Genomic DNA, 8,328 nt, shown 5'->3' on the forward strand with positions numbered 1-8,328 from the left:
TCATAGAACTGAACGAAATTTAAGTAGAAAAAGAGAGGGGATTATCAGTGTTGACGAAATCTAGGTTTCACCGTATATATTAATCTTATTCCTCTCTTTTATTCTTTCTGATTAATTATTAAATTTAATGAATTGTAAACTTAAGCCATATATAATTTATTGCTGGCTTATTGCCTACTTACGAAAATCCTCGCGGATTTTCTTGGTTTGTGTTTTATTTGGTAACTTTATTGATTAAAATACACAACTTTTCTTACACATAAACGTTGGCAACAATTTTGAAAAATCCGTACTCAAAAGAAAAATCACAAGAACTGAAACCCTTGTGATTTTATAAAACTATTTGAAAATAAAATGGTTATGCCGAAACACCACCAAGTACCGAATCGATTTGCATTTCTTTAAGTACATTATCCTGAATAGGTTGAGTCAACTCATTTATTTTGTCAACACCCCAAGTTATTCCTACAACTGTTCGAGTTGGACGACTGCCAAAAGGAGTTTCGGCTAATTTCAAATATGCATCCACTACCCATTGTGGGTTTGGTGCATCTTCGCTTTGCAACATTTGAGCAAAATTTTCGCCCATAGCATTAGGAACACCTGCCAGTTCGCCATAAGATTCCAAAACTTCAGAATGTGCAGGAACTTGACCAGATGCCAAAAGTCCTGTTCCAAACGGCCCAGGTTCTACCATAACAACATCTACACCAAAAGGGGAAACTTCATAACGCAATGCTTGAGCGTAACCTTCTAAAGCGTGTTTTGTAGCTGTGTAAGTTCCAAAAAAAGGTGGAGACATACGACCAACTAAAGAAGAAGTATTTATAATTAAGCCCGAACCTGCCTTACGCATACTTGGTAAAACTGCTTGTGTGGTTCTTATTGCACCAAAATAGTTGGTTTCCATTTGAAAACGAGATTGCTCAACGCTAAAAGCTTCGGTTATACCAAGGTACATTATGCCAGCATTATTGATTAAAATATCAATATTTTTTGCTTTTTCAAGAATACTTGCCATCGCTTCTTTTACCGAAACATCATTCGTAACATCCATATCAACAACTTTAATATGAGATGAATAGGCTTCAAGTTCTGTTTTAACTTGTGCATTTTTGCCTTTTGGGTTTCGCATTGTAGCAAACACCTGATAGCCTTTATCTGCAAAGTCTTTAGTTGCTTTTAAACCAAATCCGCTACTACTTCCTGTAATGATTATATTTTTCATTCTTATTGTTTTTAAAATCCAAACATTCCGTTATTGTGTGCCAATCCTTCTGTAGGTATTTCTTGAATCACGTCCCAATGTTCTACGATTTTACCGTCTTTCATTCTGAACAAATCATAAAAAGCGTGTTTCTTGCCACCATTCCATTCACCTTCGCTTACGGTAAGAACGAAATTACCTTCACCCAACACTTTATGGATTTTGGTGTATTTAAACATATTGTTTTGAGAAGTGAGATATTCTACTGCTTGAACTATGCCCGTCAATCCGTCTTTAATTTGTGGGTTGTGTTGATGGTACTCTTCGGAACTGATGTAGTCAACAATCTTACTTGGATTTTTACCCATTAAAACGTCTTCAATAAGGGAAACTGCCAAGGCTTTGTTTGCCTCGGTTTTATCTAAACCTTCAACAGTTGTTGGTCCATCGGTTTGTGTTCTTCCACTTGCAGTTTCTTTTTCTAAAACGGTCATAGCATCCCAATGCTCGGCTACTTTTCCGTTTTCATCTACACGTATAATATCAAATGCCACCATTTCATCTGCACCAAATGGTTTCGCATTACGCCAAATGTTGTGCATAAATACATAGTTACCATCTTGAAATAGGCGAACGTTTTCAGCATACGTTCCATTTTCTTTTAAAACTGGCAATAAACCAATAAACGGTTCAAGTCCTGTTGGAACGAATGGATTGTGCTGTATATAGTCAGCATTGGCGAATTTTCGCATTGTTTCAGCGTCTTGTTTAGCTACTGCACCCAAGAAAGTGCCTACAATTTCTTTGTTGTTCATTTTCTTTGTTTTTGATTGATTATTCTCGCTTGTAGAATTTATTTTTTTTGTGTTACAGGAAGCAAGAATGCCTGCCAACACAAATACCGTGATTACCTTTTTCATTGATTTCATTTTTATATTAATAATTATTACTTGTATTTCGCAAGTAAAATTACAACATTACTTTTAAAAAGCAAGTAAAACTTGATATTAATTTCATTTTGCAAGTAAAAAACTATATTTTACTATCTTTGCTAGATAAAAGAGGAACAAAAGAGAATGGAAACAAAATTTAGATGCAATTGCCCTTTTACATCAGCTTTAGACGTTTTGGGAGACAAATGGATAATGGTTATTGTGAAACAGATGCTTATAGAGAACAAGCAAACTTTTAAAGACTTTACAGAAAGTGATGAAAGTATTGCAACGAATATACTTACTACAAAACTTAAACAGTTAGAAGAATTTGGGATTATTGTAAAAACAAAACTTCCTGATAATAAAAAATCGAATATTTATCTTTTAACAGAGAAAGGATTGGCATTGACACCAATAATTATTGAATTAGGAATATGGAGCGATACCCATTTAAGAGATTTGAACCCAACTATCGTAAATGGAAAAGGAATGGAATTATTGCGAACGGATAAAGTGGAATTTGGAAAAGATATTGAACAAAAATATAGAGAAAAACTAACTACAACAACATATATAAAAAATAGCGGTTTTGGTTCTTAACTCAAATATAATCTATATAATTAAGGTCAGTAATAATCTAAAAAGTCCGTACATAAAACCCTGAACTTTACTGAAATAGGTTGACTAAAAATTAAGCAATTAATTACAGTCACTTATGAAAACACAAAAATAACTTTCATAAAAAAAATTTTTGTTCTAAATTTTGCTAAATTGTGCCAACAAAATGATATTAATAATCAGGTTTAAACTGAACACATTTTTGAACACAATTTTAAAATATAAAAGGGTAACTTGTTATATATTAGTACTTTAACTTGAATTCATAACCCTGAGGTCGGCAGTTCAAATCTGCTCCTCGCTACAAACTTAAAGTTAATTAAATCAACGAATTGTGTTTTACAATTCGTTTTTTTATGCCTACTTTTTTCTTGCTTTCACAAAAAGTACACGATACAGTGCACGATTTTACACAAAAATTAAATTATACGCAACCAACTTTTTCTACTGATTTATCAATATTTTTTTACTTTAATGAGGTCCCATAAATTAATTTTAAAATATTATTTAAAGTCTCTCAATAAATACTAAGTTGTAAGTCTTTCATTATTAGCGCAATCGAAAGAGTGATTATTTTTTGTAAAAAAAATCATTGTAGAAGTTAAAAAACATTTTATATTTGTACCTCTATACCACGCGAAAGTAGCTCAGTTGGTAGAGCGTCAGCCTTCCAAGCTGAATGTCGCCAGTTCGAACCTGGTCTTTCGCTCAAAAGACTTTATTAGCAATAATAGAGTCTTTTTTTTATGCTTAAAAATTAGTTTTTATTTAATTTATCACCAAAAAGTAATAACAAAACAATAGGAATTACTAATAGAATAACCATAAGTTTATTAGTTACTATTAAATTGGGGTTTAAAATTAATGTAAGTACAAAACCACCCATAGCACCACCTAAATGTGCTGCATGCCCAATATTGCCTACTTGTTTTTTCATTCCGTAAATAGAATATAGTAAGTAACCTAAACCAAATATATAACCTGGAATTGCAATTGGTATAAAAAACAAATACAAGCTCATGCCTGGATATAATAATATAGAAGAATATACTATACCAGAAACTGCTCCAGAAGCACCAACAGCACTATAATAGGGTTCTTTTTTATGATATTTTAAAGAATATAAACTACCAGCTAACAGGCTACCAAAATAAATGATTAAAAAATAAGGGGTTCCTAGCATACTAGAAACAATTCTTCCAAATAAATACAAAGTATACATATTAAACCCAAGGTGAATCCAATCTACATGTAAAAAACCAGAAGTAAGCATTCTAATTTTTTCGCCAGACAAAATACTGCTTACTTGAAATTTATATTTATTTAAAAAAGAGTAATCGTTAAATCCTTTCATTGAAACCAAAACATTGGCTACAATTATTAACAAAACTGCTTGATTTATGTTTCCTATCATATCACAAACATAATAAAATCCGTTTACTATATCTCTTTTCGTTTTAAATTTATATACGATATTTGCAAAATCAAAATCAGAATATGCAGTTTATTGTTTTTGCCTTTACTTATCCTATCATCTGGATTTTATCGAGACTTCCTATGAGAATCTTATATATAAAATCTGATATTTTCTTCTTTTTGATTTACTATGTTATTGGTTATCGAAAAAAAGTTGTTTTAGAAAATTTACAACTTGCTTTTCCTGACAAACCTGAAGAAGAATTACTACGTATTAGAAAAAAATTCTTTAAACATTTAATGGATTTATTAATGGAAAGCGTAAAAGCCTTTTCTATTTCTGAAAAAGAAATTTTAAAAAGATATACTTATAAAAATCCTGAACTGGTAAATAAATATGCTGCCGAAGGTAAAAGCATTGCTTTAGTGGGTGCACACCAAGCAAATTGGGAGTGGTCTACAAGTTTGGCTTTGGTTTTAAATATTGATGTATTGGGTGCATATACGAAGTTAAATAATAAGTATTTTGAGAAATATGTTAGATCTTCTAGAGAAAAATTTGGAGTTAGAGGTTACAAAACTTCAGACATGATTAAAGGAATGAAACAACGGTTTTCTAATCAAAAAAAAGGAGCTTACATTTTATTAAGTGATCAATCACCACAACCCCATAAAACTTATTATTGGCGAGAATTTTTCAACATAAAAGTACCTGTTCACACAGGTGCAGAAATGCTTTCTAAACGTTTTGATTTAGTAGTAATAAATTATGTTGCAAAAAAAGTAAAAAGAGGATATTATGAGATAGAATTTCAACTTGTAACTGACAAACCGAAAGAGTTTGAAAATTACAATGTAACAGATATTTATACTGAGTTAACAGAAAAAAATATTTTAGAGCAACCAGAGTTTTATTTATGGTCTCATAAAAGATTTAAACATAGAGATAAAGTTCCTGCTGAATTTCTATAAGATATTATAAACCAAACCAGTCTTTTACCAAAGAATGCTCAATGGGTGCAATAGACTTATGGGCATAATCATTTTTAATAGAATGATATTCGTAATCTTTAGCCCAAGTTTCTATATTTTTAGACAATTCTATTAACGCATTACAAACAAACTCTAATTCATCATTAGTAATTGTTGGATGCACAGACAAACGAACCCAACCTGGTTTTTCTGTATTGCAACCATGTAAAATTTGATCTTTAATTTTGTTAGAAGTTTCTTGGTCTACGTTTAGTAAAAAATGCCCGTAAGTTCCTGCACAAGAACATCCACCTCTGGTTTGAATTCCAAAACGATCGTTTAACAATTTTACCACCAAATTAAAATGATATTTTTCGAAATAGAAAGAAAAAATACTCAATCTTTTTTTATGATTTGGTGCTAAAATTTTAACGCCTTCTAAATTTTCTAGAGTTTTAAAAATTACCTTGTTAATTTCATCTTCTCTATTTTTTATATTTTTTACGCCCATTTGTTCTTTTAACTGAATAGCCAAAGCAACTCTAATGGTTTGTAAAAATGCAGGTGTTCCTCCATCCTCTCTAGTTTCTACATCATCAAAATAATCATGTTGCCCCCAAGGATTTGTATAACTTACAGTACCACCTCCAGGATTATCTGGAATGGTATTTTTATATAACTTTTTATTAAAAATTAATACACCTGAAGACCCAGGTCCTCCTAAAAATTTATGAGGAGAAAAGAAAATAGCATCTAAATATTCCTCTTCATTTTCTGGGTGCATATTAATACTCACGTAAGGTGCACAACAGGCAAAATCTACAAAACATAAACCATTATAACTGTGTATTAATTTTGCTACTTTATGATAAGGTGTTTTTATGCCTGTAACGTTAGAACAAGAGGTTATAGAAGCTATTTTAATTTTACGATGCTCGTATTTTTTGATACATTTTTCAAAATTTTCTAAACAAATTAAACCTTCTGCATTGCAAGGCACCACTTCTACATCTGCAATAGTTTCTAACCAAGAGGTTTGGTTAGAGTGATGTTCCATGTGAGAGATAAATACAATGGGTTTTAAATCTTCTGGAATAGTTGTATGATTTTTTAAATTCTCTGATACTTTAAGTCCTAAAATACGCTGGAATTTATTAACAACACCTGTCATACCTGAACCAGATGTAATTAAAACATCATTATCATTGGCATTTACATGTCGTTTTATAATTTTTCTAGCTTCGTGATAAGCTAACGTCATTGCTGCACCGGAAGTAGATGTTTCTGTATGCGTATTTGCTACAAAAGGACCGAATTTATCAAGCATTTTTTCTTCAATAGGTCTATAAAGTCTACCACTGGCAGTCCAATCTGTATAAATTAATTTTTGCACTCCATAAGGAGATGTAAAAGTTTGATTGATACCGACTATATGTTCTCTAAATTGATTAAAATACTTTTCTAAATTCATATAAGCACAATTAAATAAGTTCTTTTATTTCTGCTATAAATCTTGTTGCTAAATCATCTGCAGCTTTTTGCGATTTTGCTTCTGTATAAATTCTAATTATGGGTTCTGTATTCGATTTTCTTAAATGAATCCACTCATCTGCAAAATCTATTTTTACACCATCTATAATATTAACATCTTCATTAGCATATTTTGTAGCCATGGTTTCTAAAATGTTATCTACATCTATCTGTGGTGTTAATGTAATTTTATTTTTACTCATAAAATAACTTGGATACGAATCTCTTAACGCTTTACAAGATATTTTTTTATTGGCTAAATAAGACAAAAATAACGCAACACCCACCAAAGAATCACGCCCATAATGTGAAGCTGGGTAAATAATACCTCCATTACCTTCTCCTCCAATTACTGTATTGGTTTCTTTCATTTTGATAACTACATTTACTTCACCAACTGCAGATGCAGTATAGGTTCCACCATGTTTTTGAGTAACATCTCTTAACGCTCTTGAGGATGATAAATTTGACACAGTATTACCACCACCTAATTTTCCTAATACATAATCTGCACAGGCTACCAAAGTATATTCTTCTCCAAACATAGAACCATCTTCAGAAACGATAGCCAGCCTATCAACATCTGGATCTACCACAATACCAAAATCAGCTTTTTCTTTAACTACTAATTCAGAAATAGCTGTTAAGTGCTCTTTTAAAGGTTCAGGATTGTGAGGAAATTGTCCATTTGGTGTACAATACAACTCTACACATTCAACATTTAATTCCTTTAATAAAGCAGGAATAAATAAACCGCCTGTTGAGTTTACACCATCAACTACTACTTTAAAATTGGCTGCTTTAATGGCATCAACATCCACTAAATCAAGATTTAAAACTTCTTGAATGTGTTTGTGTAAATAGGTGTTATCTTTTGAATATTCTCCTAAATCATCAACTTCTGCAAATTCAATAGTTTCACTTTCTGCTAAGGTTAAAATTTGCTCTCCATCTTCACCATTTAAGAATTCTCCTTTTTCATTGAGTAACTTTAGGGCATTCCATTGTTTTGGGTTGTGAGAAGCCGTTAAAATAATACCTCCATCAGCATTTTCTAAAGGCACTGCAACTTCTACTGTTGGTGTTGTAGACAAGCCTAAATCAATAACATCTATGCCTAAACCTACTAGAGTATTAGCGACTAAGCTAGAAATCATTTTTCCAGAAATACGAGCATCTCTACCAATAACTACTATTAATTGGGTTTTGTTTGGGTTTCTTTTTTTGATAAAAGCTCCATAAGCAGCAGCAAATTTTACAGCGTCAATTGGGGTTAAATTATCGCCTATATTTCCACCAATGGTTCCTCTAATTCCTGATATTGATTTTATTAATGTCATACTTTTTTTTAGGTTTGGAAACAAAGATAATTCTATTAAATGAGTCTTTAAAATAAATTAACAAGTAGTAAGTGTAAGTTGCTTGTACTTATTTAGTTGGTTTGCGTTAAGGATTGGAACGATATCTTTTTTTGAGGAGCGAAAAAAAGATTTAGTGGAAAGCCTGACCAAGCCTAAAGCTTGGTAACGCCAAAAAAAAAGTATAAATTATTAATGATTTGTATTTAGATTTTGATTTTAAAGGTGCAGAATCTAGAACAGCACAAATAAAAAACCCGATACAAAATTGTATCGGGTTTAAGAAATTTTA

Annotated in this window: 7 protein-coding genes and 1 tRNA gene; 3 read left to right on the forward strand and 5 right to left on the reverse strand. The window is 31.4% G+C overall.

What is annotated here, in order from left to right; all coding sequences use genetic code 11:
• Nucleotides 1-358 precede the first annotated feature (358 nt).
• Nucleotides 359-1,228, reverse strand: a complete 870-nt coding sequence (locus tag ACTG3S_RS13465) for an SDR family oxidoreductase (protein ID WP_439129858.1) — start codon at nucleotides 1,226-1,228, stop codon at nucleotides 359-361.
• Nucleotides 1,229-1,239: 11 nt separating this feature from the next.
• Nucleotides 1,240-2,127, reverse strand: coding sequence for a nuclear transport factor 2 family protein (locus ACTG3S_RS13470; protein ID WP_439129859.1), 888 nt, complete (start codon nucleotides 2,125-2,127; stop codon nucleotides 1,240-1,242).
• Nucleotides 2,128-2,283: 156 nt separating this feature from the next.
• Between ACTG3S_RS13470 and ACTG3S_RS13475 the strand changes: the two genes are divergently transcribed.
• Both ACTG3S_RS13475 and ACTG3S_RS13480 read left to right on the forward strand, forming a co-directional pair.
• Nucleotides 2,284-2,742, forward strand: coding sequence for a winged helix-turn-helix transcriptional regulator (locus ACTG3S_RS13475; protein WP_439129860.1), 459 nt, complete (start codon nucleotides 2,284-2,286; stop codon nucleotides 2,740-2,742).
• Nucleotides 2,743-3,396: 654 nt separating this feature from the next.
• Nucleotides 3,397-3,469 (forward strand) — tRNA-Gly (locus ACTG3S_RS13480).
• Between the two features lie 48 nt (nucleotides 3,470-3,517).
• Here the strand turns inward: ACTG3S_RS13480 and ACTG3S_RS13485 are convergent.
• The gene (locus tag ACTG3S_RS13485; RefSeq protein WP_439129861.1) at nucleotides 3,518-4,174 is read right to left on the reverse strand and encodes a rhomboid family intramembrane serine protease; all 657 of its coding nucleotides are present in this window, start codon (nucleotides 4,172-4,174) and stop codon (nucleotides 3,518-3,520) included.
• Between the two features lie 83 nt (nucleotides 4,175-4,257).
• On the opposite strand from ACTG3S_RS13485, the gene ACTG3S_RS13490 reads away from it, so the two are divergent.
• Nucleotides 4,258-5,148 carry a lysophospholipid acyltransferase family protein gene (locus ACTG3S_RS13490; RefSeq protein ID WP_439129862.1) on the forward strand — a complete coding sequence of 297 codons (891 nt, stop codon included), beginning with the start codon at nucleotides 4,258-4,260 and terminating at the stop codon, nucleotides 5,146-5,148.
• 4 nt (nucleotides 5,149-5,152) lie between these two features.
• Here the strand turns inward: ACTG3S_RS13490 and ACTG3S_RS13495 are convergent, their stop codons facing one another.
• Nucleotides 5,153-6,619, reverse strand: coding sequence for an aminotransferase class V-fold PLP-dependent enzyme (locus tag ACTG3S_RS13495; protein WP_439129863.1), 1,467 nt, complete (start codon nucleotides 6,617-6,619; stop codon nucleotides 5,153-5,155).
• Nucleotides 6,620-6,629: 10 nt separating this feature from the next.
• Nucleotides 6,630-8,018: a phosphoglucosamine mutase gene (gene glmM / locus ACTG3S_RS13500; RefSeq protein ID WP_439129864.1), complete on the reverse strand. Its 1,389-nt coding sequence runs from the start codon at nucleotides 8,016-8,018 to the stop codon at nucleotides 6,630-6,632.
• Nucleotides 8,019-8,328 lie beyond the last annotated feature (310 nt).

Source organism: Polaribacter sp., assembly GCF_965656025.1.
Taxonomy (GTDB): Bacteria; Bacteroidota; Bacteroidia; order Flavobacteriales; family Flavobacteriaceae; genus Polaribacter.

What these genes read in the sequence shown, in the direction of transcription:
- ACTG3S_RS13470 (WP_439129859.1), bottom strand. Translation starts at nt 2,127, where the DNA reads ATGAAAAAGGTAATCACGGTATTTGTGTTGGCAGGCATTCTTGCTTCC.
- ACTG3S_RS13485 (WP_439129861.1), bottom strand. Translation starts at nt 4,174, where the DNA reads ATGATAGGAAACATAAATCAAGCAGTTTTGTTAATAATTGTAGCCAAT.
- ACTG3S_RS13475 (WP_439129860.1), top strand. Translation starts at nt 2,284, where the DNA reads ATGGAAACAAAATTTAGATGCAATTGCCCTTTTACATCAGCTTTAGAC.
- ACTG3S_RS13465 (WP_439129858.1), bottom strand. Translation starts at nt 1,228, where the DNA reads ATGAAAAATATAATCATTACAGGAAGTAGTAGCGGATTTGGTTTAAAA.
- glmM (WP_439129864.1), bottom strand. Translation starts at nt 8,018, where the DNA reads ATGACATTAATAAAATCAATATCAGGAATTAGAGGAACCATTGGTGGA.
- ACTG3S_RS13495 (WP_439129863.1), bottom strand. Translation starts at nt 6,619, where the DNA reads ATGAATTTAGAAAAGTATTTTAATCAATTTAGAGAACATATAGTCGGT.
- ACTG3S_RS13490 (WP_439129862.1), top strand. Translation starts at nt 4,258, where the DNA reads ATGCAGTTTATTGTTTTTGCCTTTACTTATCCTATCATCTGGATTTTA.